This is a genomic window from Blautia massiliensis (ex Durand et al. 2017), assembly GCF_001487165.1.
GTDB lineage: Bacteria > Bacillota > Clostridia > Lachnospirales > Lachnospiraceae > Blautia_A > Blautia_A fusiformis.
The window spans coordinates 2,773,251-2,798,301 of sequence record NZ_LN913006.1 but is presented as its reverse complement, the minus strand read 5'-3'; the positions used below and the strand labels follow the sequence as shown (position 1 = coordinate 2,798,301).

At 42.6% G+C, this 25,051-nt stretch carries 29 protein-coding genes and 1 pseudogene; 13 read left to right on the top strand and 17 right to left on the bottom strand.

The genetic code is table 11. The features are described 5' to 3' along the window. Positions 1-10: 10 nt before the first annotated feature. From trsS to BN3261_RS13790, 7 genes are all read right to left on the bottom strand, one after another. Complete coding sequence (trsS, locus tag BN3261_RS13820) at positions 11-1,336, bottom strand: radical SAM (seleno)protein TrsS (protein ID WP_059086548.1); 1,326 nt, start codon at positions 1,334-1,336, stop codon at positions 11-13. Then, entirely contained in the window at positions 1,333-1,767 is a 435-nt protein-coding gene (locus tag BN3261_RS13815; RefSeq protein WP_021650124.1) for a DVU_1555 family C-GCAxxG-C-C protein, read from the bottom strand. The genes trsS and BN3261_RS13815 overlap by 4 nt, the downstream gene beginning before the upstream one ends. Before the next feature lie 3 nt (positions 1,768-1,770). Next, the gene (locus BN3261_RS13810) at positions 1,771-2,304 is read right to left on the bottom strand and encodes a class I SAM-dependent methyltransferase (RefSeq protein WP_059086547.1); all 534 of its coding nucleotides are present in this window, start codon (positions 2,302-2,304) and stop codon (positions 1,771-1,773) included. Next, entirely contained in the window at positions 2,305-2,526 is a 222-nt protein-coding gene (locus BN3261_RS13805; RefSeq protein WP_005427475.1) for a DVU_1557 family redox protein, read from the bottom strand. Beyond that, complete coding sequence (locus BN3261_RS13800; protein ID WP_059086546.1) at positions 2,526-4,820, bottom strand: pyridine nucleotide-disulfide oxidoreductase/dicluster-binding protein; 2,295 nt, start codon at positions 4,818-4,820, stop codon at positions 2,526-2,528. The genes BN3261_RS13805 and BN3261_RS13800 overlap by 1 nt, the downstream gene beginning before the upstream one ends. A 101-nt stretch (positions 4,821-4,921) precedes the next feature. Beyond that, positions 4,922-7,684, bottom strand: a complete 2,763-nt coding sequence (locus BN3261_RS13795) for a molybdopterin-dependent aldehyde oxidoreductase (RefSeq protein ID WP_059086545.1) — start codon at positions 7,682-7,684, stop codon at positions 4,922-4,924. Positions 7,685-7,720: 36 nt separating this feature from the next. Then, a complete protein-coding gene (locus BN3261_RS13790) occupies positions 7,721-7,981 on the bottom strand; it encodes a hypothetical protein (protein WP_015526497.1) in 261 nt (86 codons plus the stop codon). 209 nt (positions 7,982-8,190) lie between these two features. Between BN3261_RS13790 and BN3261_RS13785 the strand changes: the two genes are divergently transcribed. The 4 genes from BN3261_RS13785 to BN3261_RS13770 all read left to right on the top strand — a co-directional run bounded on the left by BN3261_RS13785 (position 8,191) and on the right by BN3261_RS13770 (position 12,106). Continuing rightward, the gene (locus tag BN3261_RS13785) at positions 8,191-9,123 is read left to right on the top strand and encodes an NTP transferase domain-containing protein (RefSeq protein ID WP_021650129.1); all 933 of its coding nucleotides are present in this window, start codon (positions 8,191-8,193) and stop codon (positions 9,121-9,123) included. Next, positions 9,116-10,189 carry a histidine phosphatase family protein gene (locus BN3261_RS13780; RefSeq protein WP_021650130.1) on the top strand — a complete coding sequence of 358 codons (1,074 nt, stop codon included), beginning with the start codon at positions 9,116-9,118 and terminating at the stop codon, positions 10,187-10,189. Before BN3261_RS13785 ends, BN3261_RS13780 begins: the two co-directional genes overlap by 8 nt. 31 nt (positions 10,190-10,220) lie before the next feature. Next, positions 10,221-11,246, top strand: coding sequence for an XdhC family protein (locus BN3261_RS13775; RefSeq protein ID WP_021650131.1), 1,026 nt, complete (start codon positions 10,221-10,223; stop codon positions 11,244-11,246). An 89-nt stretch (positions 11,247-11,335) separates the two neighbouring features. After that, the gene (locus tag BN3261_RS13770) at positions 11,336-12,106 is read left to right on the top strand and encodes a TylF/MycF/NovP-related O-methyltransferase (RefSeq protein ID WP_235812389.1); all 771 of its coding nucleotides are present in this window, start codon (positions 11,336-11,338) and stop codon (positions 12,104-12,106) included. A gap of 162 nt (positions 12,107-12,268) precedes the next feature. Here the strand turns inward: BN3261_RS13770 and mobA are convergent, their stop codons facing one another. From mobA to BN3261_RS13745, 5 genes and pseudogenes are all read right to left on the bottom strand, one after another. Continuing rightward, positions 12,269-12,952, bottom strand: a complete 684-nt coding sequence (gene mobA / locus BN3261_RS13765; RefSeq protein WP_049946973.1) for a molybdenum cofactor guanylyltransferase — start codon at positions 12,950-12,952, stop codon at positions 12,269-12,271. Beyond that, positions 12,939-13,427, bottom strand: a complete 489-nt coding sequence (locus tag BN3261_RS13760; protein ID WP_015526502.1) for a MogA/MoaB family molybdenum cofactor biosynthesis protein — start codon at positions 13,425-13,427, stop codon at positions 12,939-12,941. Before BN3261_RS13760 ends, mobA begins: the two co-directional genes overlap by 14 nt. Positions 13,428-13,433: 6 nt before the next feature. Further along, positions 13,434-14,408, bottom strand: a complete 975-nt coding sequence (moaA, locus tag BN3261_RS13755; protein WP_044960389.1) for a GTP 3',8-cyclase MoaA — start codon at positions 14,406-14,408, stop codon at positions 13,434-13,436. A gap of 1 nt (position 14,409) precedes the next feature. Next, positions 14,410-14,895: pseudogene (moaC, locus tag BN3261_RS13750) on the bottom strand (cyclic pyranopterin monophosphate synthase MoaC). Further along, the gene (locus BN3261_RS13745) at positions 14,885-15,340 is read right to left on the bottom strand and encodes an MOSC domain-containing protein (protein WP_015526506.1); all 456 of its coding nucleotides are present in this window, start codon (positions 15,338-15,340) and stop codon (positions 14,885-14,887) included. Before BN3261_RS13745 ends, moaC begins: the two are co-directional and overlap by 11 nt. Positions 15,341-15,562: 222 nt before the next feature. Between BN3261_RS13745 and BN3261_RS13740 the strand changes: the two genes are divergently transcribed. Continuing rightward, the gene (locus BN3261_RS13740) at positions 15,563-16,267 is read left to right on the top strand and encodes a formate dehydrogenase accessory sulfurtransferase FdhD (protein WP_227945558.1); all 705 of its coding nucleotides are present in this window, start codon (positions 15,563-15,565) and stop codon (positions 16,265-16,267) included. Positions 16,268-16,384: 117 nt separating this feature from the next. Here BN3261_RS13740 and BN3261_RS13735 read toward each other — a convergent pair whose 3' ends face one another. The 4 genes from BN3261_RS13735 to BN3261_RS13720 form a co-directional block, all read right to left on the bottom strand. Continuing rightward, positions 16,385-17,122: a molybdopterin-binding protein gene (locus BN3261_RS13735; protein WP_059086544.1), complete on the bottom strand. Its 738-nt coding sequence runs from the start codon at positions 17,120-17,122 to the stop codon at positions 16,385-16,387. After that, the gene (locus BN3261_RS18100; protein ID WP_287082736.1) at positions 17,091-17,384 is read right to left on the bottom strand and encodes a hypothetical protein; all 294 of its coding nucleotides are present in this window, start codon (positions 17,382-17,384) and stop codon (positions 17,091-17,093) included. The genes BN3261_RS13735 and BN3261_RS18100 overlap by 32 nt, the downstream gene beginning before the upstream one ends. Before the next feature lie 58 nt (positions 17,385-17,442). Then, positions 17,443-18,468, bottom strand: coding sequence for a molybdopterin-binding protein (locus BN3261_RS13725; protein WP_021650138.1), 1,026 nt, complete (start codon positions 18,466-18,468; stop codon positions 17,443-17,445). A gap of 650 nt (positions 18,469-19,118) precedes the next feature. Next, entirely contained in the window at positions 19,119-19,508 is a 390-nt protein-coding gene (locus BN3261_RS13720) for a transposase (protein ID WP_235812388.1), read from the bottom strand. Positions 19,509-19,673: 165 nt separating this feature from the next. Between BN3261_RS13720 and BN3261_RS13715 the strand changes: the two genes are divergently transcribed. The 4 genes from BN3261_RS13715 to BN3261_RS13700 all read left to right on the top strand — a co-directional run bounded on the left by BN3261_RS13715 (position 19,674) and on the right by BN3261_RS13700 (position 21,776). Continuing rightward, positions 19,674-19,946, top strand: coding sequence for a helix-turn-helix domain-containing protein (locus BN3261_RS13715; protein ID WP_002593556.1), 273 nt, complete (start codon positions 19,674-19,676; stop codon positions 19,944-19,946). Then, positions 19,906-20,283 (top strand): TnpV protein, encoded by a 378-nt coding sequence (locus tag BN3261_RS13710; RefSeq protein WP_002595212.1) that lies wholly within the window; start codon positions 19,906-19,908, stop codon positions 20,281-20,283. The genes BN3261_RS13715 and BN3261_RS13710 overlap by 41 nt, the downstream gene beginning before the upstream one ends. Positions 20,284-20,479: 196 nt before the next feature. After that, on the top strand, positions 20,480-21,136 hold the full coding sequence (locus tag BN3261_RS13705; protein ID WP_015541261.1) for a phosphatase PAP2 family protein: 657 nt from the start codon (positions 20,480-20,482) through the stop codon (positions 21,134-21,136). 22 nt (positions 21,137-21,158) lie between these two features. Beyond that, positions 21,159-21,776 (top strand): helix-turn-helix domain-containing protein, encoded by a 618-nt coding sequence (locus BN3261_RS13700; RefSeq protein WP_035393372.1) that lies wholly within the window; start codon positions 21,159-21,161, stop codon positions 21,774-21,776. Between the two features lie 111 nt (positions 21,777-21,887). On the opposite strand, the gene BN3261_RS13695 is transcribed toward BN3261_RS13700, so the two are convergent. Then, entirely contained in the window at positions 21,888-22,694 is an 807-nt protein-coding gene (locus tag BN3261_RS13695) for a helix-turn-helix domain-containing protein (RefSeq protein WP_059086542.1), read from the bottom strand. Between the two features lie 483 nt (positions 22,695-23,177). On the opposite strand from BN3261_RS13695, the gene BN3261_RS13690 reads away from it, so the two are divergent. The 4 genes from BN3261_RS13690 to BN3261_RS13675 all read left to right on the top strand — a co-directional run bounded on the left by BN3261_RS13690 (position 23,178) and on the right by BN3261_RS13675 (position 24,909). Beyond that, positions 23,178-23,366 (top strand): hypothetical protein, encoded by a 189-nt coding sequence (locus BN3261_RS13690; protein WP_025544156.1) that lies wholly within the window; start codon positions 23,178-23,180, stop codon positions 23,364-23,366. Then, positions 23,363-23,704 carry a DeoR family transcriptional regulator gene (locus BN3261_RS13685; RefSeq protein ID WP_059086541.1) on the top strand — a complete coding sequence of 114 codons (342 nt, stop codon included), beginning with the start codon at positions 23,363-23,365 and terminating at the stop codon, positions 23,702-23,704. The genes BN3261_RS13690 and BN3261_RS13685 overlap by 4 nt, the downstream gene beginning before the upstream one ends. Beyond that, positions 23,697-23,993 carry a DUF3847 domain-containing protein gene (locus BN3261_RS13680; RefSeq protein ID WP_059086540.1) on the top strand — a complete coding sequence of 99 codons (297 nt, stop codon included), beginning with the start codon at positions 23,697-23,699 and terminating at the stop codon, positions 23,991-23,993. Before BN3261_RS13685 ends, BN3261_RS13680 begins: the two co-directional genes overlap by 8 nt. 298 nt (positions 23,994-24,291) lie before the next feature. Continuing rightward, complete coding sequence (locus BN3261_RS13675; RefSeq protein WP_005930833.1) at positions 24,292-24,909, top strand: Type 1 glutamine amidotransferase-like domain-containing protein; 618 nt, start codon at positions 24,292-24,294, stop codon at positions 24,907-24,909. The last annotated feature ends 142 nt before the right edge of the window (positions 24,910-25,051 follow it).

Sequence of the window (25,051 nt, the reverse complement as noted above, 5' to 3'; positions counted from 1 at the left end):
TTCGATCGTTTCACTTTCTGTATAAATATATTCCTTTCGAATTCGTCAGATTATATGCACAAAACGGCACCATTCCATAATCAGAATCCACCTCGCAGATATAACATCTTTTCAGACGTTCAAGATCCAGATTCCATGCATCCTGAAAAATCATCCCTGATACTGCAAAAGTTTCATTATGAACCCGGATCAGGAATTCATCCAGCGCATCTGTCTGTGTCATTTCTCCATCATCAAATTTTTTTGTGCTATAGCTCCACTGATTTTCCACATACTGTCTGGAATTATCGCTGGTAGTACAACAACATCCTCTGCCTGATTTCTTTTCCAAAAGTTTCAGTTCCCCCTCACCTTTTTTCAGATAACTTGCATGAAAAGAACAGTATGGATTCTCTGCTCCACCACCGGCGAAATCCTTGCTTTTCATAAGCCCGTCAGTCTGTTCCTCGATCAGCTTCAACATCTTTGGTATGGTAATCGGAGCTTGTGGACGCTGCTGAGAACATCTGCCAAAATAGCTGATCGGCTGGAAATGTACTCCTCTTACAAATGGCATATGATCCATCGCAAACTTCAGAATATCTCCAACCTGCATGTCATTTACTCCTGGCGCAATGACAGGTACCAGGGCAATTCCCAGTTCCGCTTCCGAACAGTTTAACACAGCCTTTTCTTTCAGTTCTATCATAGAGCGTCCGCGCAATGTCTGATACACATCATCTGTGACACCGTCAAACTGAAGAAATACTGTATTCAGTCCTGCTTTTTTTAGTTTTCTGGCATATCCTGCTTCCTGCGCAAGACGGATTCCATTGGTATTCAATTGAAAAAATGTAAACCCTTTTTCTCTTCCCATACGTATGATCTCCGGAAGATCCTCCCGCATGGTTGGTTCTCCACCTGAGAGCTGAATATTGAATGGTCCTCCATGATCCATCAGAAAATCATATTGCTTTTCTATTTCATCAATTGAAAGATCACCGTTTTCCAGACATTCTCCTGCCGAAGCAAAGCAGACCGGGCAGTGCATATTGCAGCGCTTTGTCACTTCCAGTATCATACAACAGCCTTTTCGTTCGTGCTCCTCACAGAGTCCACAATTATCCGGGCAGGATTTCTCTTTGATTTTGGGATTTACCGGAGTCTCCGCAGACAGGTTTTCTCTTCCCCAGGAAAGATACTCTGCTGCCGTTCCTTCCCAGATCAGTGTCTGAAACTTTCCGTGGATATCACATTCTTTCACCAGATAAATGCCATCTTCACCAATACATTTTTTTGCCGTAAGTACTTTCATACATATCGGGCATACACTTTTTGTTTTACCCAGCGTAATCATAGTTCCAATATTCCCCGTTCTGTCAGTATTTCTATCACTTTCGTATAAGTATCTGCAATCAGCGCAGGACATTGCTCCATAATCACTCCCCAATCCAAATTAGAAGTGATATCCTTACAATAAAAAGCACCAAATTCTTCTTCGGTCTTCTTATGGAACCACTGATATAATTCCTGCACAGCCGGTTTCATCTGTATATCTTCTTTCTCCTGCGGAGCCAGATTGCCAAGGAACAAACCTATCGCACAGGCTCCTCCTGTCAAGCAGCCACAGGTATCTCCACAGTAACCAATGCCACCGCCAAGACCTCCCAAAGCCTTTACAAGCTGTGGATTTTCCTCACCTATGGCTTCCAGTGTCATAATCATAACCATTTGTGAGCAATGATAACCCATACTGCTAAGTTCTATGATTCTTTCATAAAGATCCATGTGCTACTCCTTTCTGCCAACCAACATGGTATAGCGCAGCTTCTTTCCTTTATATTCTTTCTGCAGAATCTTATACTCTTCGCAGCAGAACGAATCATTCCAGATTGCTTCCAGATAATATTCCCGCCAAAGTAACGTCTGATCCTCCTGCCGGAGAATGGTAAATCCTGTCTGTTCTGCCATTTCTGAAAGATTTCCAGTATCCAGATCTGACAATAATAGAAAACCTCCCTTTTTCAAAACACGCCAACATTCAGATAGTGCATTTTTCTGATCTCTGCTGACAAAAAATGCACACTGGCTGATGCAAAGATCTATACTGTCTGATGAATACTGCAAATGCAGAAAATCGCCTATTTCCACATCACTGCCCCGTGGGAAAAGATCCACGCCATGTGCTTCCAGCCCAAATGATTTCAGGATTCGTACCGTGTCTCCTTCTCCTGCTCCAAGATCCAGTGCTTTCATTTCTTTTTTCCATTCTATGTTCTCCAGAAGATGAAGCGTCTGCGCTTCCCCTCCCGGATGCCTGTTCATCTATTTATCCTCCAGTGCACGCTCCACCGCGAGCACTTTTCCAAGTGCGAGTTCTTCCGGAACATACACAAACCCACACTTTGGGCAGACAGGCATTTCCACAGGAAATCCATTTTCCAGATACATAAATTTTGCTTTTCCTTTTACAAGAGGAACCTTACATTTCATGCAGGTCAGCTTTCCTTCCGGATCAATCGTATAATATGTTCTCTCTACTGCCATTACTGTCCCACCCTTTTCATAATATTCATTCGATGACTGTATGCTCTGTGTACCAGATATCCGTCTTCTGTTTCCACAAACCGCACCCAGAATGTGACATTTCCCAGTCTGCTTCTTGTCACCAGTTCTTTTGTTTCTTCATCCAGGATTGCTTCCTGATTTTCTCTGTAATCTGATAACACACGTTCCACATCACTTTTCAGTATCATGCGCTCATCCATCATATGGATTGCCTCTTCTGTATAGGCAACAGTATAGTCTTTTTTCTCCATGATCGGTTCCTCATTCCAGATGTTTTTTAAAAGTGTCTGTTTCAATATGAGCCTGTTGTAGCGTTTCTCACTGATATCAGGCATGTTGCTGGCATTTGCACCATACAGAAGTTCCATGATATGTCTGGATTCTCTTCCCTCTCTGGCAAATCGGTCTCTGCATGCCATGCAGTATGTAATATATGGTGCATCGGAACGTTCCAGACACTTTTCTGTCATTTTCGCTGCCATATCTTTATTGGCATATGCCGTCAGACCTCCATATCCACAACATGGAGACAAATCTCTGGAATATTCTGTATCTTCAACGGTACATCCCATATCCAACAAAAGTTCTCTTATAATATCCTGTGTCTGTGCATCCCCTCTGGCACCACAGGCATCATGTATGGCAACCGGTATCTCCAGTCCTTTCGCCTGCTGTGGAAGTCCGATTTTTCTCAAAATTTCCCAGATTCCTATAACATGCGCTCCAATACTTTCTTTTAGCTGCTTCATACAGGTTGGACAACCTGCTATGATGATCGGATCACCAAGCTTGGCTAGTTCCTGTTTCAGCTGCTCATTTACTTTTTCTGTCATTTCATAGCGGCCCGCCCATTCGCTGATTGCACCACAGCATCCCAGCATCAGAGCAACGCCTCCAGCTACCCGATTACTTAAATCTTCGTATGCCTGTATAACCACATCCGGCGCTATCGCACCTGCCTGACAGCCCGGGAAAAATACATATCTGCAAGTTTCATATCCCGGCTGGAGTCTGCTCAAAAAAGCCTCTGAATTTGAAAATAACATGTCCATCAGTGCAAATTCATGTGGCGCCAGCGGCATCTTATCTGTGGATACCATATTTTCTCTTGCTGACTTACACACCTGACTCATATCAAATCCATTCGGACAGATCACCGTACACTGTCCACAGAGGGCACAGGCATTCATCGGTTTGTTCATCGGATGATCTCCCATGATAATCTGCGTATTATTATAGATCTCACGGGCTAATAAACCCGGATGTTTTTGATATTCACTTAAATACACACAGCCTTTCATGCATTCGTCACAATGACACTGAATACATCGTTTTGCTTCTTCTACAGCTTCTTCTTTTGAATACCCATCCTGACCACAGAAAATCTTATTCGATCCATGGATTCCTTCCATGTTCGTATAAAGCTTGGTAGTCACTGCTCCTTCACTGCCTCTGTTGCTGTGCGGCGATAAATTCTGTACCAGAAGATCCACTGTCAAAGCTGCCCGCTTTGCGGCAAAAGCCGCATCCATCACAGATTCCGCAGGTCCGCTGACAATCTTTGCCTGTTCTCTTAACATAATCTCGACATCTGCTGCTTCTTCCGGAGCTAACATTTTTGCCACTTCTTCTGATGCGCATACCACATCTGCCAGTTCCATTTTTTCTCTGATAAACGAAAGATTCAAACTGCATCCAAATTCAAAAGAAAGATCCATAGATTTCAGACGTTTCGCTTCATTGCTGCGGTCTGATTCCAAAAGATGTCCGGCTGCCGCTGCAATATAGCTTTCATAATCTTCTTCCTTACAATAAATTGTCGTAGGATACATTTTCTTTTCCAGTTCCCCTGCAAGAAACAGTGGAAATAATCCAGAACCAAAGATTGCTGCCCTTTTCTTCTTTCTCATGCGAAATACACTGCTTCGTCTTCCCGGTTCTCCATACCGGACAATCGCACGTTCTACTTCTCGTATGGAGACACCATCACCAAGTTCACAAAGCTTGCAATTATCTTCGCAAGGTGCCGTACATCCATCACAGAGAATCATTGGAAATGGTGTAATTTTCTCATAAATTGCCAACGCTTTCTTAAAATTTCCTTTTGCAGCATAATACAGCATCTCTTTTGTATCCATTTTGAAAGGACAGGCTGCAACACAGTAGGCCGGCTGTTCATGGACGCAGAGACTGATCATATGATCCATCTCTTCTTTTGACATTCGATTTACATGATAAACGTGAGTAGAACCCCTCTCCTGTATGTATGTCATAACCTGATACTCCTTTCGTCTGTAAAGGGGAGGCAGTTTCCCGTCTCCCCTGATTATATCGCAGTTGGCAGCTTTTACTCCAACCACATTATGAATTAAGCTTATTTCTCAAGTTCTTTTAATGCTGCAAGAACCCTTTCCGGACGGGCAGGGATACGTGTAATACGTGCACCTGTCGCATTAAAGATTGCATTCAGGATTGCAGGATGTGGAGCATCCAGTGGAGCCTCACCACAACCAGCCGCACCGTAAGGACCACTTGGACGATATGTTTCATTGAAGTGAAGTTCAATATCATCCGGAGCATCCTTTGGATATGGAATACCACAATTCTTCAAAGTGGTGTCATGGTTCAAATCTTCAAAATCTTCCGAAAGAGCAAGACCGATACCCTGTACAAGACCACCATAGAAATTACCTTCTACAAGAAGTCTGTTCATGATCGTACCTACGTCAGCTACGCAAGTAAATTTCTCAACGGTAACTTTACCTGTTTCTGTATTAACAGCAACTTCCGGCAGGAAGATAGTATACATATAAGTTGCAAATGGATCGCCCTGTGCGGTATCCTGATCGATCGGATGATCTGCACAGAATGTAGTTACCCAGTTACCTTCATATTTTGTTGCAAGCCCTTCTGCTACCATCTCATCATAAGTACGGAATGTTCCGTCTTCTTTCTTCATTGCTGCTACAAGATTTTCTGCAGCCAGACGACATGCATTACCTGACATAACCTGTGAGCGTGATCCTCCTGCAGGTCCTGCATTCGGACATGTCTTCGTATCATTCATAACCAGTTTAATCTGTTCCGGTCTGATTCCTGCCTGACGCAGTGTTTCATGAGATGATACAAGAACACCCATATCAGCCCCCTGTCCATGATCTTCCCATGCAGCATACATCGTAACGGTTCCATCCGGATTTAATTCTGCAAATGCATTTGATGTATCAACACCATCAAGACCACAACCGTATACTCCAAGAGATACACCGATACCATATTTCATCTTTCCGTCAGAAGCTGCATTCTTTTCGGCAACACGTTTTTTCGCCGCTTCATACAATGGACGTGCTTTCTTAAACAAATCTTCCTCACAATATACCTCCGGTGGATAACCTGTCGGGATGGTAGTGCCCTCTGATTCTTTATAGCAGTTCATTTCACGGATATCAAACGGATCGATTCCCATCTTAGCTGCCAGCACGTCAATCGCAATCTCAGATCCCATATAAGACTGTGGTGAACCATAAGCACGGAATGCGGAGCCCCATGCATGGTTTGTAAATACGGTTGTTGATTTATTACAAATAGAATTAATTCCATAACCTGCGCCTGTAAACTGAGAAAGTCTCATGGTAAGCAGATCGCCAAATTCTGAATATGGACCGTGATCTACATAGTTGTTACCCCAAAGTGCTAAGAGTTTACCATTTTCATCTGCTGCAAGCTTAATATTCATAAATGCAGGAGATCTCTTTCCTGTATAAGTAATGTTCTGGAACTGATTAAATACCAGCGATACCGGACGTTCCAGAATCTTAACAGCTGCACCAATCAGAGCCTCATTTGTCGGTGAGAACTTGTAACCAAATGTTCCGCCTGCATGGTTCTGAACAAGTCTTAAGTTTTCCATTGGTACACCGATACCATCTGCGATCATAGGCATATGAAGATGTATACCGATAGATTTGGAATGCACTGTTATCATACCGTCTTCATCAATATATCCATAACCACAGTCCGGCTCAAGGTGAAGATGAGGCTGGCGTGAACAGTAGGACTCGATCTCAACCTGCTGTGAATCCGGAATGCTGTCCCAGTCAAAGTCCGGTCCCTTGATACAGTTTGTCTCAAAAAATGCGTTTGGAGTACCAGGATGGATCTCTGCTGCATCCGGTGCGATTGCATCCATTGCGTTCATATATGCAGGAAGTTCTTCGATCTCCACCTTAACTGCATCTGCTGCTGCACGTGCATGTTCTTCTGTATCCGCAGCTACGATCGCAATCGCATCACCAAACTGAAAGATCTTTTCGTCGCAGAGTACAGGACGCTCAAATCCGTCTGTCTTATTGTGTTTCGGAAGCATTACAAGACCATTGATCTTGTTGGTTCCGCCTGCTGCCTTAATGTCCTTCGCTGTAATAACACGAACAACTCCCGGCATACTCTCTGCTTCTGTTGTATCGATACTGAGAATATTTGCGTGAGAAACCTTGGCCTGTGTAAGTGCAAGACGAAGAGTTCCCTCCGGCATCTTTAATGCATCATCTGCACCGAAATCCCAGGTACCTGTTACCTTCTGTGCTGCTGATGGACGGATATAGTTTGTACCGACGATAGAATCACCTGTCTGCTTGAATACGAGGTCTTCTTTAGTCATCTCGCCACGCATAACTGCTGCTGCCGCCATGGTCGCATCGATAAGCGGCTTGTAACCTGTACAACGACAGAGATTACGCTGCTTGTTAAACCAGTCCCTCACTTCTTCACGGGTAGGGCTCGGATTATTATCGAGAAGAACCTTTGCTGAAATAATAAAACCTGGTGAACAGAAACCACACTGTGCACATCCATATGCCATCCATGCAACCTGTATCGGATGCATATCAGAAATTGTTCCCACACCCTCGATTGTTGTGATCTCTGCATTGTCCGGAACACGGCTCATCTTGTAAATACAGGATCTTGTAACTTTTCCGTTCATAATAACATTACATGCTCCGCAATGACCTTCTCCACAACCGATCTTACATCCTGTAAGAAGAAGATGCTCACGAAGTACCTGAGCCAGTGTCTCATCCTTATCAAGAATAAGGATTCGCTCCACACCATTGATCTTCAATGTCTTTTTAATCATGTTTCATTCCTCCTTTAAAAAATACACGTTCCGATGTTACAAATCTTCTGACTTATGTGTTCCACATGGATCATGATCGGCTCCCTTACCCGTCAGATCTTTAAGTCTTTCCATTCCTCTGACAGAATAGAAAACAATGGAAGAACTGCTTCCGTCCAGATTCTCACCGCTGAGTTTTAAAACATTCGCATTCTCATAATAATCAATCGGAAGTGTCCGACTGTATTGCTCTCCTGTGCGCTCATCTTTTACCTGTATCGTAACTTCTTTTGCGGTAATTTCAAAAATCTTATCCATGGAAACGTTCTCCTGTTTACATTATTTTGTATAATTTCATGTTATCATAATTTTGTACAGTTTTACAAATTGTAAATAATTATTAGTTGGCTATTTTCGCCCTTTTTTATATTGTTTTTATTACTTTATTTAAAAATTTTACTATTTATCCTCACTTTTCATGCTATAATAATATCAAATTTGTACAATGTTATTTTTAGGAGGTATCTATGATGCAGACAGGTGCTCTCATCGTAGCTGCAGGGAAATCGTCACGAATGGGAGACTTCAAGCCCATGCTTCAGCTTGGATCCATTTCCATCGCGCAGCGTGTGATTAATAACTTCCGGCAGGCCGGAATCTCTAAAATAGTGGTGGTAACCGGATACAATGCGGATGCTCTGGAACGCCACCTTGCTTCCAATCATGTTATTTTTCTTCGAAATGAGGACTATGAAACTACTCATATGTTTGATTCTGTCAGGATTGGACTGGAATATTTAAAAGACAAAGTGGATACGGTACTCTTTACACCTGTAGATGTTCCACTATTCACAGCACATACCGTTACACAAATGCTTTCTCTTGGACAGCCTCTTGTCACTCCGGTCTGTAACGGAACTCCAGGTCATCCGATCCTGATTCGTTCCTCATTAATTGAGTCCATTTTAAGCAATGATGGAAACACTGGTCTGAAGGGTGCTGTAGAACATTGTGGAACTCCCATGTATTGTTTAAATGTAGAAGATCCTGGAATCATTCATGATGCGGATACACCAGAGGATTATGTAGAACTTCTTCGTGCACACAATCAAAGTCTGATCCGTTCAGAGATTCAGATTCAGCTGGCACGGGAAAAGGTCTTCTTTGATGAACAGCTTTATTCGCTGCTTACACTGATTCATGAAACAGGATCTGTTCGTGATGCCTGCGAACGCATGCACATTTCCTACTCCACCAGCTGGAATCTGATCCATACATTAGAATCTCAGCTTCATGAACCGCTGATTATTCGAAGTCAGGGCGGTGTAAAGGGCAGTCACAGTGAGCTGACACCATACGGAGAAGAATTTTTGAAGCGATATGCCCGTTTTTCAGAGGAAACACGTACCTGTTCCGAAGCAATATTTGAAAAGTGTTTCAGAGGATTTTTCAATGCGTAATCTTTATCTTATTCGACACGGAAAACCACAATATCCAGATGAACATTCTTACTGTATCGGTCAGACTGATTTTTCTTTATCTATGCTTGGACATCTGCAGTCAGTCCTTCTTCACGGAGAACTGGATGATAAAATAACTGCTGTTTACTGCAGTCCTTTATCAAGAGCTATGGAAACGGCTGCACATATCACACCTGATCTTCCACATATCACTATCTCAGATTTAACAGAACGAAATCTGGGAGAATGGGATGGTCTTTCATTTGATGAGATACGCAAAAGATGGCCGGACATATATGAAGCACGTGGAATGAATCCTGATTACCCGATTCCAGGAGCAGAAACTCCTTTCGCATCTGGCATGCGTTTTTCGCAAGCAATTTATGAGATTCTTCGTTCTTCTGAGGGTGATATTGCGATTGTTTCTCATACAGATGTAATTTCTTCTTATCTGTATTTGCTTGATTCAAAACAGCATGCCAGACAGTATTTTCGTCTTCCATGTGGTTCCTATTATCATCTGAACGCAGACGATAACGATCATGTTGCCTTATCTGATTCGACTTACCTGCTGCCTCATCCTGACTTGCATGACGAACTATGCCGGATGCTTCGCGATTCGGTGTCTCTTCCTCATCATGTACAAGCGCACAGTGATGCAGTGACTGAATTGGCTTGCCATTTCTGCGATCTGCTGGAATCTCATGGTTACTTTTTTAATAAAAAACTGATTCGCTCCGGAGCACTCCTTCACGATATTGCCAGACTTCAAAAACATCACACCAAAACAGGTGGTGATCTTTTCTTACAATTAGGCTATACTGAAATCAGTCAGATTATTTCACAACATCATGGTTTACAGAAGACACTTCTGAATGAAGCGGCTATCGTCTTTTTATCAGATAAACTGATTCAGGAAACCGAACGTGTAACCATCGAAAAACGATTTGCGGACAGTCTGTGTAAGTGTAACAGTCCCGAAGCTTTGAAATCTCATGAACGACAGCTTAAACAGGCTCTTGATCTGCAAAATATGATACAGACCATCTGTCACATGACGATATGACTTATAGAAAATTACAGGAGGTGTTTTATATATGAGAACTTTATTTCAGATCATACAACAAGAATTTCAAAAAGAAAACGACCTTGTGCTTGCATCCATCGTTGCTTCCTCAGGATCAACGCCAAGAGGTGCCGGTTCCCGTATGTTGGTTGGAAAAAAAGGCCGAGTTGCCGGAACCATAGGCGGAGGTTCTGTCGAACATCGTGCAGAGCTTATGGCACTTGATATTCTTGAAAAGAAAGAATCCTGTGAACATGAATTCCGGTTGAATCGCAAAGATGTTGAGAATATCGGTATGATTTGTGGTGGTGATGTTACCGTATTTTTCCAGTATCTGGACCATAATGACCCTATTATTATGGAACTTGCAGTAACTGCTGAAACATTATATAAAGAACGAAAAGATTTCTGGCTGATCTGTGATCTTCATGCTACATCCGGTATGAGTCTGTACAGTGCATCCTATGGATTGACTGGAAATGCTGATGTTCCTTCTTCCATCTTATCTTCCTTATCTGCAAGACCATGCCGTCATCGCAATGAAACCTGTGACCTGTTTACAGAACAAATCGGTACATCCGGAACTGTCTATGTATTTGGAGGCGGGCATGTTTCACAAAAGCTGGTACCAATACTTGCAAGTGTTGACTTTCACTGCATCGTTCTGGATGACCGTCCGGAATTTACAGATCCTGCTCTTTTCCCGGATGCAGCGGAGACAATCCTTTGCGATTTTGATCATCTGGATCAGAGCATTTCTATCACAGATGCTGATTATTGCTGTGTCATGACACGAGGTCATGCCTATGATACGATTGTGCAGGCACAACTTCTTGCCACACCTGCATGCTATATCGGCGTCATTGGAAGTCTCGCCAAAAGAGCTGGTGTATTTCATCGTCTCGTAGAAGAGTATGGAATCGATGAGCGAGAATTAGACCGTATTATCACGCCTGTGGGACTTAATATTAAAGCAGAAACACCTGCTGAAATCGCAATATCTATCACAGGACAAATGATTCAGGTTCGAGCTGAAAGAAAGGCTGCTATGAAATGATGACAAAACATATCTACAAAACTATTATATTCGGTGCCGGACAGATTGGGCAGATGACTGCCCGACTTCTTGGAAATTCCTATCAGATCATGTGCTTTGCCGATAATGATCCGCGCAAACATGGACAATTTATTGGTAATATCCCAATCTGTTCTCCATCAAAGGCCGCTGCTCTTCTTCCTGATCTGATTATTCTTGGTGTATTGGATGAAGAGCGGCGTGGTTCTATGATGCAGCAGATGGAGCACTTGGGCTATCACGGTTCATTTTGTGATCCTTCTGCACTTCGCATGTTTGATGCACGGGTTGCGGTTATGCGCCTTTTAGCCGAACAAATACATCAACAAAATATCCCTGGAGATGTGGCAGAACTTGGTGTTTTCCAGGGTGATTTTTCTTGCCTGATCAGTACGGCCTTTCCGGATCGAAAAATACATCTTTTTGATACTTTTGAAGGCTTTTCAGAAAAAGATATTGCCGTAGAAACCTCCAGGCATCTGTCTCGCGCTAAAACAGGTGACTTTTCTTCTACAGATGTAGACTCTGTTCTTCGCATCATGCCTGATCCATCACATGTGATCATCCATAAAGGATGGTTTCCGGATACTTTTTCCGATATTACCGATGAAACTTTCTGTTTCGTATCATTAGATGCAGATCTCTATGCTCCAACTGCTGCTGCATTACCTCTATTTTATGAACGTCTGTCTATCGGCGGAGTTCTCCTGATCCATGACGTATACAGTACCCAGTTTTCCGGATGTAACAAAGCTGTAGACGAATTCTGCCTGAAACACCACCTGTTTGCAGATCCTGTATGCGATCTGCATGGAAGTGCTATTATCCGAAAAATCATTTAAAACCTAATTGGAAGCCTTTCATAATCCTATACGCCTTCTGTATTATACTATTTTACGAGATACCCTTCAGTCTTTAAATATGTATCAGAATCGTTAATATTCTGAAAATATCCCTCATTGGATTCCGTATAACAAACAAAAATTCCTACAGTATTTAAAAATCTATAGTTTAACGGATTCCTTTATGAAAATATCAGCAATTTCGCATTCCGTGCAGACTTTCTTATAGATTTCCGGATCATTGATATTCTGAAAATAGTTTTCCGGTGCACTGGTATGGTATAGGGAATATCCCACTGTATTTAAAAAACGATACACCGATGATCTTCCTGATTCCAGAAAATCTGTGATCTCTTTATAAAGTCTGGCATCATATACCGCTATCAGCGATTCTTCTTTTCCATTATGACACAGCATAGTCACCGGTTGGTCGGCTTTTTCCATTGCGAACTTCAACAGATTTTGAAGTTCTTCCACAGGTACCAGCGGCGTATCTACCCCCAGCACCAGGCATTTTTCTGTCTTTGCCCTTCGAAAACAGCTCTCCAGACCGCCAAGTGGACCCTGACCGGAAATTCGATCCGGCACAATCTCTTCCCCACACTGTGTTCCACGATATCCAGAAATTAAGATCTGTTTTGCTCCCAACTGACATCCTTTTCCGATCTGTATCTCCAAAAATGTCTGTCCATCTAAAAGCAGATCTGACTTCTCCCTTCCCATATGGCTGCTGGCACCACCTGCCAGGACTACCAGCGTAAAATCTGATGGCAATTGCTGTTCTGCCAACTGACCGTTTTCTAATTCAGATATATCAGTCTGCATTTTCCGATTATTTTCTGGCACAGTTCGTTGCCTCCCCGGTCAGGATCTGTAATCCATGTTCCAGCGCTGGAATAATATATTCCAGACTTTCTCTGACTGCTTTCGGGCTTCCCGGCAGATTCACGATCAGTGTTCCTTTTCGAATACCTGCTGCTGCACGACTGAGCATAGCTCTTGGTGTAATCGTCATACTATATGCTCTCATTGCTTCCGGAATCCCCGGCACTTCACGTTCTATAATATCCTTTGTTGCCTCCGGCATACAGTCTCTCGGCGAAAATCCGGTTCCACCCGTAGTTACAATCATCTCTGCTATTCCCTCATCTGCTATACGAGCCATCTCATCTGCCAGCATCTTTCTGTCATCCGGCAAAAGAATGGTATGCACCACTTCGTAATCGTTCGCTTCCAAAATTTCCTGGATTACCGAACCACTTTTATCTTCTCTCTCTCCTGCATATCCGGAATCACTGGATGTGATAATCGCAGCTTTCATAATTCCTTATCCTCCTATCTGGGACATTAATTTACATTCATCTGTCTCAATCTCTTCCGATGTAAAATGATGACTGACCGGTTTTTCCCATATTACTTTCTGTATTGCCTCTGTCAGTTCATCATCTGTGCATCCTGAACGCATCAAATTCTTCAAATCCGTTCCAGTCTGATATTGCAGACAGGCTTTTAAAAATCCTTCTGCTGTCATACGCACACGATTACACTGGTCGCAAAACTTATGCGTCATCGCACTGATAAATCCTATTTTACCCTGAAATTCTTCTATTTTATAATAATGACACGGTCCATTCCCATATCGTTCTTTTATTGGAGTCATTCTTCCATATGCTTTCTCTAATATTTCGCATATTTCACTTTCTCCCCGAAACTGAAAATCCTTTCCATATCCAATCGGCATCATTTCAATGAAACGAACATGAATCGGATATTGCTTTGCAAGTCTCGCTATCGATACCAGATTTTCCTGCTCTTCCACTACCGGCACACAATTAATCTTCAATCCAATCTGCGGATACTGTAATGCCGCCTGGATTCCCTCCAGCACCCGATCCAGACTTTCTCTCCTGGTTACCTTTGCAAACTCTGCTGCATTTAAAGTATCCAGACTGATATTTATATCATCAAGCCCCGCTTCTGCCAGATCTGCTATCTGTTCTTCGAGCAATACACCATTGGTCGTTAATGTCACTTTTTCGATGCCAGGAAGTTCTTTTAACATTCGAACCAGTGTGGCACAATTCTTTCTAATTAACGGTTCTCCTCCGGTCAGTTTGATCTTACGTATACCTAAACCAGTCATACATCTGCTGATTCTGGTAATCTCATCATAAGTCAGAATTTCTTCATGCGGGATCTGCACAACTCCATTTTCCGGCATACAATAGACGCACCTGAGATTACATCGATCTGTAATGGATATCCGCAGATAGTCAATCTCTCTTCCAAATCTATCCTTCATACTATTCTTTCGGGTTTCGATATAACCCGCTTTTTCCTCCGCTTTTTTCTACCAGATGAATGTCCGTCAGCTCCATGGACTTGTCAATTGCCTTACACATGTCATAAATTGTCAAAAGTGCCACATTCACACCAGTAAGCGCTTCCATCTCCACACCGGTCTGACCTTCCGTTTTGGCTGTACAGATTGCCGTAATTTCAAGATTTTCTTCATCCAGTTCAAAATCTACCGAACACTTCTAAATCATCAGCGGATGACACATCGGAATCAGATGAGATGTCTGTTTTACCGCCATAATGCCAGCCACTCTTGCTATTCCAAGTACATCTCCTTTTTTCACAGTCCCCTGTTTCACTGCATCCATCACAGCCTGACAGACACAAATCTTGCCTTTTGCTACTGCTGTTCTGGATGTCGGTATCTTTCCGGACACATCCACCATAACAGCGTTACCCTTCTGATCAAAATGATTCAGCTTATTCTCCATCTGCCTCACCTGCTGCCTTCTCTATCACAATTTCATCGCCTTCTGTCAATACGCCACCATGAAGTACTCTGGTAAAGATACCTTCTCTTGGCATAATACAGTCACCCATAATTTTATAAATCTCACATCCACTATGACATTTTTTCCCGATCTGTGTCACTTCTAATAATACCTCTCCGCTGCGAAGTCTGGTGCCAACCGGCAATGCCTTCAGATCGTATCCACTTACAATCAGGTTTTCTCCAAATGCTCCGTCTTCGATCGGTGCTCCCTTTGCCTTGAATTCTTCTATTTTTTCATAAGAAAGAAGACTCACCTGGCGATGCCACTTGCCGGCATGGGCGTCCTTCTCGATTCCAAATTCTTCCATCAGTCTGGCACTATGTACATTCTTTTTCTGTGTACCTTTCTTCTCACTGATATTTACCGCCATAATCTTTCCCATTTTATTTCCTCCTTCATCCCTCAATTCACTCTTTCGAAATAAAGAGATGTCTGTTATACTAAATCTAGTATAACACATAGTAAACATGATAAAAGAATTGTTTTTTCAATTGGAGAAATTATGTATATTAACGAACAATAACAAAATCTGTCTCTGCTAGAGACAAAAACATATCAATATATCGGAAGAAATGGAGAATCCCGTACGGAACAAGAAGAAGTATTGAACGAACATATGATGGATGTCTATATAAATGATCATCTGACTATGAAACTTGTTTGCCTGCCCCAGCATCTGACTGAACTGGTTCTTGGAAGATTGCTGACAGAACAAATCATCACGTTTTCCATATTCACAGATGTAGATCATATCTATATCTGTGAATATGGAAAACGTGCAAAAGTCTATTTAAAAAATTCGGCACGCAGCACACAATCCTCATCGGATGCCTTTGTAGAAGTAACTCCTACCTGCTGTACCGGCAATCATATTTTAAATGATTACTTTGTTACATCCAAAGAGCCGCAGTCACTTACACCGATTTTCTGGAAACCAGAATGGATCTTTCATATGGCGGATGCCTTTGCGGATGGTTCTCCTCTCCATGGCATTACCTTTGCCACACATAGCTGCATTCTCGCTCAAAAAGATCACATTCTGTTTTCCTGCGAAGATATCGGACGGCACAATGCTTTGGATAAAGTGATCGGCTACGCTCTGCGGCACAATATTGACCTGCATCAATGTATGGTATATTCCAGCGGCAGAATACCAACTGATATGACTTTAAAGGTCATCCATGCAGGGATTCCAATTCTCTCCAGCAAGGCTTCTCCTACTTCTGAAGCAATTGATCTTGCAAAAAAATATCACCTGACCCTGATCTGTGCAGCCAGAAGGGATCGAATGAAAGTATTTACGAAATAATGTTTGACAACCGCATATTAAACCACCGGAACTGGATATTGAAAGCTTTTTCGCATTTTTCACGAAAGAATCACCGTATCATAGATTACCTCAACCTTGATACGGTGATTCTTTCATTTATTTTAATAACATCACATCTTTTTCATCTATCCCAATCCATATCTTATTTCCAGAAATATGCTTTTGGTACTGCTGCCATTGTTCTTTCGTCACATCTACGCGAATCCTGGCTTCTTCTTTCGTAGATACGATCAAGATATACGAAAACACGTCCTCAATCACTCTTTCCACTTTACATGGAAATACGTTTTTCGTTGTGCCATCTGCTTCCGGTAGTACCGGATATATAAAGTGACTTCGCACTCCTACACTGCTGGCGTCTTCTTTTCCTGTGGTATCACACTGCAATGTAATTCCCCAGTCCAGAGCCATGACTTCGCCTGCTGCTGTCATAGCCTGCGGGCGATCCTCTATGGCTGCCACTTCCACCAGTTCTGCACCAAATTCTTTCATGCGAACCGCCAGAAGTCCCTGATTACAATCATAAATCTTCCCCGGAATCAATCTTTTTCCGGGTGCCATTACTTCATCTCCGATAGTCAGAACAGCTGCTCTTACCCGACGATAAACCTTCACTTTTATGACTCCCATACTGGCCAGTATACCTGCTTCAATAAATCCGATTTTGTCACCCTTTTTCAAAAGAACCGTTCCATTTTTAAAATTCTCTCCCTGATAACAGTAATTCTGCCACTGTCCGGTCGGACGGAAGATTCTGACAGTCTCTTCTCCATAATCTGTATCCTCCTGACGGACACAGCAGTCACAGCCTTTCGGAATAGCTGCGCCTGTCATAATCCGAACCGCCTGCCCCCTTTTCCACTGTGACTCTGGAATACTGCCCCGCATCAATCTCTTCCAATACCGTCAACTGTACCGGATGACTTTCTGATGCATCCGTTATATCCTCCGCTTTGCAGGCATAACCATCCACAGGTGATCTGTCAAACGGCGGGTTATCAAATCCTGCAATCATATCCTTTGCCAACACTCTTCCACATGCCTGCAAAAGTGGTACAGTCTCCGTTTCCTCTATTACTTTTGTATGTTCCAGCAGTGCTTCCAGTGCCTACTCTACCGTAAGCTTTTCCATGCTTATTCCTCCTGTCCTGCTCTTATACGCCCTTTCCAAAGCTGCAGTTCGGATAATGACATTCTTTGCAGCCAAGACAGAATCCGCCATTTCCCATATGTGCCAGATCTTTTTTTGTCACTTCTATACCTGCGATAATACGTGGCAGAACAAGATCAAATACGGTGGCTTTTGCATACATCACACATCCCGGCAGTCCCATTACCGGTGTGCCATCTTCCAGATAGGATAACAGGAACATCGCTCCCGGAAGTACCGGAGCACCATAAGATACGATTCTCGCTCCTGTATTTTTGATCGCGCCCGGTGTCTTATCATCTGGATCCACGCTCATACCACCGGTACAGACAATCAGATCTGCCCCTTCTTCTTTTAATTTCATAATAGCGGCAGTGATTTTTTCCATATCATCATTGCACAGAATATGTCCGTGAATTTCAGCACCGTAAGATTTCATTTTTTCGATGATTACCGGTGTGAAAGTATCCTTAATTCTTCCATAAAATACTTCATTTCCGGTGGTTACAATTCCTACCTTCCGTTTCTTATAAGGTGCCAGCGATACCAGCGGTTTTTCTCCTGCTGTTTTCTTCACCAAATCCATTTTTTCTTTTGCAATCACCAGCGGAATCACACGGGTTCCTAAAAGACGGTCACCTTTTTTTACCGGGAAATTTGTATGACGGGTGGCAATCATAATCTCATCGATCTCATTAATAGCATCCAGCCTCGGCACATCCACCTGAAATACTCCGTCACAATCTGCAATCAACTCAATTTTTCCTTCTTTTACATCCGTTGGATGCATATTCTCATTGATGCACACATCACACAGAATCTGCGCTGCTTCATTTTCATGCAAAGTATTTTCATCCTTCTCCCACACATAAAGATGGTCTTTTCCCAGAGATAGCAAAACCGGAATATCTTCTTCCTGTACAATATGTCCTTTACGAAAGGCTGTATCTTTTACCACATCCTTCACAATTCTGGTAATATCATGGCACAGTACATGTCCTACCGCGTCCGTTGTTTTAATACACTTCATGACGTTCCCCTTTTACTTTCTGTCTAGAAAAGTTATAAATTTATATGGAGTAATTGTAACATATTGCCAAGAAAAACACAACTTTCATAAACACGGGAGTTTGACACATTGAAATCCGAAAAAATACCGCAAAGCCTTGAACACGGGATGTAATTATTCTTCTACAGCGAATAAATATGGTTGCTCCTACGGACAAGTTTATGCATAGGTTAGAAAATATAAAGATAAAGGAATCGAAGGATTATATGATCGACGAGGTAAGAACAAAGCGATTTCTCAATTATCAGATATTGAGAAGTTGAAAGCTGAAAACCGACTACTAAAAGCTCAAACACAGCAGCAACAAATGGAGATTGATTTCTTAAAAAACTCGACGAAATAGAGAGGAGGTGAACCTGACCAAGACACGCAATACAACAAAATACCTTGCAATCAAAGAATTATAGATTATTTCTGGCTTTCCATACTGGCAGTCATAATTGTTATCTCCATAATCATCGCATATATCATAGTATGAACAGGATCTTTTTATAATGATTTATTTTCTATGTGAACTACTCGGCAACTGAGTTACCAGAGCATCTGAATTAAGGCGGGATACCGCCTTTTCAGGGTGCGTCCATGACACCACTACTGTTTGCTCTTTAGAGCTATACAGCTACTTTTATTATTTCTGGCGTTTTTAGTCCGGTTACGGACAGTTCCTTTTTCTCTCCGGATACGGAGAGATATTTTCTCAGGATGTTATATGCACCTACAGCATCTGCGTTATACTTCCGGTTTCTGTCCCTGTACAGTCCCCTTTGTTTTCGGTTGCATGGCTGTGCATATCTTTTTTCCACCTCTGGTGACAGCGGACTGCACTGGCTGGTATAGCTTTCTTCCTGTCTTACAAAACGGATCCCGTACATCTTAAGCTTATATTCCATCATGCTATAGAGCCTGTTATACGGCAGATTGTGGAACTTCTGGTTTGTTCTGTGTCCCAGGTCTTTTCCTTTCCGGATATTCCGGATATCCCCTGCCACAACACAGTTCATGGCTAATTAAAGGTAACAAAAAGAAAGGAAAAGCACAATCCAGACGGTATCAGCGGCAGGTTACAAGAATAAATTGTGATTTCACAAGATTGGTGTTATAATAAGAGAAAAGTTCCTGCCGGGGCAGCCGCCCCGGTGGTATGGGTAGAAAGGCAGGAAAACAATATGCACATCAGCTATAAACCACTCTGGCACACACTGTTAGAGCGTGATATGAGAAAAGAAGATTTAAGGCTTGCCGCTGGTATGACAACGAATATGATTGCCAACATGAGCAAAGAGGGAAAGCACATCAGCATGGACACATTAGCCCGTATCTGTGAAACGCTGAATTGTGAGATTACCGATGTGATTGAGTTAGTACCAGACGAGCCTGCTTCCACAGGAGGTAAGGAACATGAGCGAATTGAAACCAAGAATAACGGAAAACGGAATTGATTATATCCTTGTCGGAGATTACTACATCCCGGACTTGAAACTGTCGGAAGAACGCCGCCCCATCGGAAAGTATGGACGGATGCACCGGGAATATTTAAGAGAAGTCCACCCAGCCAGATTGAACACATTGATACTGACCGGAGAATTGTGGACATATCTTGCAGACCTGAACGAACAGGCACAGGAACGGTTAGACACTATCATGGAGCAGATGAAAGCTGCCGAGGGCGTGACCGAGGACTTGAAGCGTACCCGTCAAATGGAATGGGTGCAGCGGTGCAATAATATCCACAACCGGGCAGAAGAAATTGTTTTGCATGAGATGATTTATTCATAACGGTATGATAGAATGATTATGACAAATCGAAATTTGTAGGAATAGGTATTCAGGAAAATATACAGAAAATCACGCATTTGTGGGGATGATACGAATCGTGTCATACATGTGAAAGAGCGATTCTTGCGTCATTTTACGCTTTTTGATAAGGTGAAATCGTCGAAAAGACAAACCAATATAGAAAGGACGTATAATGATGAAAAAGAATGGAAAACAAGTTTTATTTTTAGGAGGTATATTTATTATAGCGTTTGCAATATGGACAGCTTTGATCCAGATGGTAGACGTGCAGCCACTGGGGCAGAATGCAACGAATATTGGATTTGCAACATTTAATTGCTGGTTTCATCGTTTAACAAATGTTAATATGACAATTTATACGATTACCGATTGGATGGGTCTGATTCCTTTAGTTGTATGCCTGATTTTTGCAGGTATTGGACTGGTTCAGTTAATAAAGAGAAGAAGTCTCTTCAAAGTGGATCCCGATATCATTATCCTGGGAGTTTATTATGTTATAGTGATACTGGCATACTTCATTTTTGAGATCATCCCAATCAATTACAGACCAATTTTAATCAATGGAATTATGGAGGCTTCTTATCCTTCTTCAACGACTCTACTGGTATTGTGCGTGATGCCGACTTTGGTTGAACAGATCCAGCGAAGAATGTCATGTTCTACATTGAAAAGAATCATAACGATTCTAGCAATCGCTTTTTCTGCATTCATGGTTATCGGCAGATTGATTTCCGGAGTACATTGGTTTACGGATATTGTGGGTGGTGTATTGTTAAGTGCCGGATTATTTACTGTTTATAAGGCAGTAGTTATGCTAACAATAAAAAAGTGAAATAAAAAAGGAGGTGAAGGAGGTGGAATTCCATGAAAAGCTTCAGGAATTAAGAAAGAGCCGAGGTTTGACACAAGAAGAACTAGCCGAGGCATTATTTGTTTCAAGAACTGCAATTTCAAAATGGGAATCCGGAAGAGGATATCCGAGCATAGATTCATTAAAGGAAATATCCAGATATTTCTCTGTGTCCATTGATGAGCTGTTATCCGGAGATCAGTTGGTTTTGATTGCTGAAAAAGAAAACAAGTCAAATCTCAATGGTCTATGTGACTTGTTATTTGGATTTACCGATTTGCTCTCTTTGATGCTTATTTTTCTTCCATTGTATTCCAAACCGGTTGATGGATATATCTATTCAGTAAGTCTTATTGAGTATGTAGATAATGAAATTTGGATTCGTATGACATACTGGGGTCTTTTTATCGCATTAACGATTATTGGAATTGTGAATATTTTAATGGTCAATTTCAAATTTGAAAAGGGAAAAAAGGTGATTACTTTTTTGTCTGTAGGGCTTAGTATTATTACTGTTTTGTATCTGGCGATTGCGAGAGAACCATATGCAGTAACAGTGGCTTTTCTGTTGTTACTTATAAAAGGAGGTCTACTTTATAAACGAGCTATGGCCGGTCGATAAGGAGTTGAGCCATACAAATTCAAGTTTGTCGTTCTGAAAATTTAACTGAATAACCACAGTAAAAACCGCTGCTACATGGAAGCTAACAAACCATGCAACAGCGGTTTTTCTTTACCGTTTTTTCCTTTGGCTGATAGGCGTGCTCATTTTCTTTGACTTTTTGAGAATCCGAATGAGCCAGCGAAATTCTTCATCTGACAGATTTTTATAGTTGATACCGAGCTGCTTGCAGTAAAGGACAACGAGCTTTTCATCCCGGCTGCCCTTGAAGTTTTTGACCGCTTCCAGATTTTCTTTCAGTTCATTGGCAACAGTGGTCTGGGGTGCACTCTCACTGTCCTTTTTATGGGCTTCCCGAATATCCCGGATAATGAGGTTGAGGTCATCCAAAACCATGTGGCTGAAATATTCATCATCGCTGATATGGGCGGCTTGCAACACTTTCAAATGGGGGTCATCTTCGCCGGGGCGATACCGTTCAATGATTTCATGCCGGACGGTATCGACAAGGGCGTTGAGGTTCTGAATCTGCATGGTGGCAATCCCATCCACATAAATCTCAATGTCCGCAAGAAACTTGATAAAGTCCTTATGGGTGGCAAGTTCGCAGAGCAGACGGTTGTTAATCCGACCGCTTTTCAGAAGTGCAACCATCTCATCATTCAAATGCAGCTCCGTCAATGGTGTGTTGATCTGCTCCCGGTTTTCTGTCCGGCACAGCAGATAATCAACGGAAACCCCATAGAAGTCTGCCAGCGTGATAAGGTTGCCATGATTGATTTCCTTAAAATCTTCTTTTTCATAACTTCCAAGAGCTGATTTGGAAATGCCCGTCAGCTTTGATAGTTCTTCCAGATTTAAGCCTTTGTCCTTGCGGAGTTCCCAAAGGCGTTCCTGTATGCTTGTTGCTCCTTTCATGGGTGCACGCTCCCTTCCAACGGTTTCATTGCTGCCGCTTATCTGGATTATATCACACTTTCCGTAATCGTGGAAAGTTCTGATTTTTACCCTTAATTCCTACTTTGTGGACATACGGCACAGGGCACAAAAATGTTCTATGATACAGGTAGTTCATCGATGGATTATTCCAATCGAATGACCAGCCTGTGTGGGATATGCTTCCCCGGCGATGTAGCGCCATGACTTTTAGCAGGGATGTGGAGGAACCCTGACCGAAACGAGCGTACCAAAGGGAGCGATACGCCGCTGTGAGATTCAGGGGAGGAACGACACCGGGGAGAACTGGCGAACTGACACCGAAATGATACCGAAACACGACAATCTGATAGGGGGACAGTCTACCCTATCGCTGATACTTCGGGAGATTTTAAGCGGCTCTATGGCTGTAATTTTGCCGAAAATCGCCCCGAAACCATACACTAAAACGGGAGGAAGCGCAATATGCCGAGAATGAGCAAAAAGAGGAAGCATGAGCTTTCCTTTTACCTCAATGACCGGGGGCGTGTCACTTACAACGAATTATGCCGGAAATGCCAGCATGGGTGCAAGCAGAGCTTCCGGGCGGTTGTGGTTGACTGCCCCCGTTATTTATCCAAACGAGCAAAGAAAAAGGAGGAACACACCGAATGAATTTTGAATTTATGACGATAGACACACCACTGCCGCCCTGTATGCCCTTTCCCAGAGCGTTGACGGGATTTCCAGTCAGCAGCACCGCAAAGATCATGTACTGCCGGATGCTGGATGCTATGCTCTCCAACGGGCAGGAGGACGAGAACGGAATCTTGTTTGTCTGCTTCCCTGTCACAGCTATTGCCGCTGTCCTGTCCCGCAGCCCCATGACGGTCAAGCGTTCTCTGAATGAACTGGAAACTGTCGGACTTATCATGCGGGTGCGTCAGGGCGTTGGAGAACCCAACAGAATTTATGTGCTGATACCGGGAAAGGAGGACGCTGCCCTTGCCTGATACCTCAAAGCTGGAAAAGCTCAACCGGGAGCTGGAAAAAAGTGAAAAGAAACTGCGGAAAGCCATCAATGATGAAAAGGCATTACAGCACCAGTTGAAGCAGCTTACCCGAAAGGAACGGACGCACCGGCTCTGTACTCGTGGCGGTATGCTGGAAAGTTTTCTGCAAGAGCCGGAACGCCTGACAGATGATGATGTCATGCTGTTATTGAACCTCATTTTTCACAGACAGGACACGCAGGAACTATTGAAAAAACTGCTGGAACGGAAGAAGCCGGAAACCCCTTAGTTTACTAAGGGCGCAATTATACACCACCCAGAGGTTGGTGCATTGCGTTCTCCGAAGGCTCCTCGCCGGAGGGCTGTGATTTTCCGCAGTCAAGGTCTGCTCCAAATCATACAGGGGACGCTACGCTTCCCCTGCGCTGGCTGCCGCCAGCTACCCTTTTGTGGACTTGCCATCTGGGGACATCTTGCGTTGCAAGCTGTTCCCAGCCGACAAGTTTCATAAAATATGCTATCTTTTTGATAGGCAGTGAAGTATAATGAAGATGACAACAAATCGGAGTTTGACGAGGTAAAAGAATATGAATGGAAAACATCTATTTCTTACATCTGCAGGGTTGACCGATAAGATGAAAGAGAAATTCTTTGATATTATTGGAAAGTGTCCGAAGGATGTGAAAGTGCTTTATATTCCAACAGCTGGCATTGAAACAGATGGTGCAAGAGAGTCGCTTGCAATATGTTTTCATGAACTCTTTCTAATGGGAATTCAGTACGAAAATATATTAGTGTACAATCTGGAATTAATTCTTTCAAAAGACTATCAAAGAACCTATTCTTCGTATGTTACAACCCCGTTTATGCTTACAAGGCTATTAACTTTTGAAGAATTAAACCAATTTGATGCTGTTTTTGTCAGTGGTGGTGATGTATCTGTGCTTTGTCGTGAAATGTCTAGAACTGGTTTTGATAGAATACTTAATAATGCAATTAAAAACGGACTTATATATGTCGGAATCAGTGCAGGAAGTATGTATGCGGCGGGAAATTTAACAGATGGATTACATATTATTGACAATCCTATTATCCCCCATTGGAATGGTTCTGAAACAACAGTATTACCGAACGGCAAAGATGAGATTAAGCTTGCTGATGGAAAAGCTGTTTATGTAGAGGATAATTACATGAGTGTAATATGATGCACATGTAGGATTAGTCAAATTCCAGTTTGTCAGCTTCACATCGGGTCAACTTGTCCCGAACTTTTACAACTAAATACCCGCCGCCCACACAGCGGCACACCGAGCAGGAAATCTGAAAAAAGATCTCCTGCTTTTTTTC

Bases quoted from the DNA above. Each gene is read 5' to 3' on its own strand.
- trsS (WP_059086548.1), bottom strand. From the start codon at position 1,336: ATGATTACGCTGGGTAAAACAAAAAGTGTATGCCCGATATGTATGAAA.
- BN3261_RS13815 (WP_021650124.1), bottom strand. From the start codon at position 1,767: ATGGATCTTTATGAAAGAATCATAGAACTTAGCAGTATGGGTTATCAT.
- BN3261_RS13810 (WP_059086547.1), bottom strand. From the start codon at position 2,304: ATGAACAGGCATCCGGGAGGGGAAGCGCAGACGCTTCATCTTCTGGAG.
- BN3261_RS13805 (WP_005427475.1), bottom strand. From the start codon at position 2,526: ATGGCAGTAGAGAGAACATATTATACGATTGATCCGGAAGGAAAGCTG.
- BN3261_RS13800 (WP_059086546.1), bottom strand. From the start codon at position 4,820: ATGACATACATACAGGAGAGGGGTTCTACTCACGTTTATCATGTAAAT.
- BN3261_RS13795 (WP_059086545.1), bottom strand. From the start codon at position 7,684: ATGATTAAAAAGACATTGAAGATCAATGGTGTGGAGCGAATCCTTATT.
- BN3261_RS13790 (WP_015526497.1), bottom strand. From the start codon at position 7,981: ATGGATAAGATTTTTGAAATTACCGCAAAAGAAGTTACGATACAGGTA.
- BN3261_RS13785 (WP_021650129.1), top strand. From the start codon at position 8,191: ATGATGCAGACAGGTGCTCTCATCGTAGCTGCAGGGAAATCGTCACGA.
- BN3261_RS13780 (WP_021650130.1), top strand. From the start codon at position 9,116: ATGCGTAATCTTTATCTTATTCGACACGGAAAACCACAATATCCAGAT.
- BN3261_RS13775 (WP_021650131.1), top strand. From the start codon at position 10,221: ATGAGAACTTTATTTCAGATCATACAACAAGAATTTCAAAAAGAAAAC.
- BN3261_RS13770 (WP_235812389.1), top strand. From the start codon at position 11,336: ATGTGCTTTGCCGATAATGATCCGCGCAAACATGGACAATTTATTGGT.
- BN3261_RS13760 (WP_015526502.1), bottom strand. From the start codon at position 13,427: ATGAAAGCTGCGATTATCACATCCAGTGATTCCGGATATGCAGGAGAG.
- moaA (WP_044960389.1), bottom strand. From the start codon at position 14,408: ATGAAGGATAGATTTGGAAGAGAGATTGACTATCTGCGGATATCCATT.
- BN3261_RS13745 (WP_015526506.1), bottom strand. From the start codon at position 15,340: ATGGGAAAGATTATGGCGGTAAATATCAGTGAGAAGAAAGGTACACAG.
- BN3261_RS13735 (WP_059086544.1), bottom strand. From the start codon at position 17,122: ATGACAGGCGCAGCTATTCCGAAAGGCTGTGACTGCTGTGTCCGTCAG.
- BN3261_RS13725 (WP_021650138.1), bottom strand. From the start codon at position 18,468: ATGAAGTGTATTAAAACAACGGACGCGGTAGGACATGTACTGTGCCAT.
- BN3261_RS13720 (WP_235812388.1), bottom strand. From the start codon at position 19,508: ATGAACTGTGTTGTGGCAGGGGATATCCGGAATATCCGGAAAGGAAAA.
- BN3261_RS13715 (WP_002593556.1), top strand. From the start codon at position 19,674: ATGCACATCAGCTATAAACCACTCTGGCACACACTGTTAGAGCGTGAT.
- BN3261_RS13710 (WP_002595212.1), top strand. From the start codon at position 19,906: ATGAGCGAATTGAAACCAAGAATAACGGAAAACGGAATTGATTATATC.
- BN3261_RS13705 (WP_015541261.1), top strand. From the start codon at position 20,480: ATGAAAAAGAATGGAAAACAAGTTTTATTTTTAGGAGGTATATTTATT.
- BN3261_RS13695 (WP_059086542.1), bottom strand. From the start codon at position 22,694: ATGAAAGGAGCAACAAGCATACAGGAACGCCTTTGGGAACTCCGCAAG.
- BN3261_RS13690 (WP_025544156.1), top strand. From the start codon at position 23,178: ATGCCGAGAATGAGCAAAAAGAGGAAGCATGAGCTTTCCTTTTACCTC.
- BN3261_RS13685 (WP_059086541.1), top strand. From the start codon at position 23,363: ATGAATTTTGAATTTATGACGATAGACACACCACTGCCGCCCTGTATG.
- BN3261_RS13675 (WP_005930833.1), top strand. From the start codon at position 24,292: ATGAATGGAAAACATCTATTTCTTACATCTGCAGGGTTGACCGATAAG.